This window comes from Rhodococcus sp. A14 (assembly GCF_011603105.1).
In the GTDB taxonomy this organism is placed as follows: domain Bacteria; phylum Actinomycetota; class Actinomycetes; order Mycobacteriales; family Mycobacteriaceae; genus Rhodococcus_F; species Rhodococcus_F opacus.
Map to the genome: position 1 here is coordinate 1 of NZ_JAAOQS010000342.1, position 383 is coordinate 383.

At 65.3% G+C, this 383-nt stretch carries 1 pseudogene; it reads left to right on the plus strand.

The features are described 5' to 3' along the window. Nucleotides 1-45 precede the first annotated feature (45 nt). Nucleotides 46-383: pseudogene (locus tag G9373_RS45765) on the plus strand (hypothetical protein); the annotation flags it as partial.

The window sequence follows — 383 nt, forward strand, 5'->3', positions numbered from 1 at the left end:
AAATGAAGTGGCCGCAGTAAGCTGGTCTGCCACCGAGGAAACAACATGACGACATTGCATTACATCTACGACCCGCTGTGCGGCTGGTGCTACGGTGCCGCACCGCTGGTGGAGGCCGCGCGCACGGTGCCGGGCCTCACGATTGCCTTCCACGGCGGCGGCATGCTTGCCGGCCCGAATCGCCGTACGGTCACGCCCCAATGGCGCGACTATGTGATGCCGCACGACCACCGCATTGCCGAGTTGACCGGCCAGCCATTCGGCGAGCCCTACTTCGAAAGCCTATTGCGCGACACCACGGCAGTGATGGATTCGGAGCCGCCCATTGCGGCGGTCCTTGCGGCGGAGGCGCTCGGCGGCTGCGGGCTCGACATGATCCATCG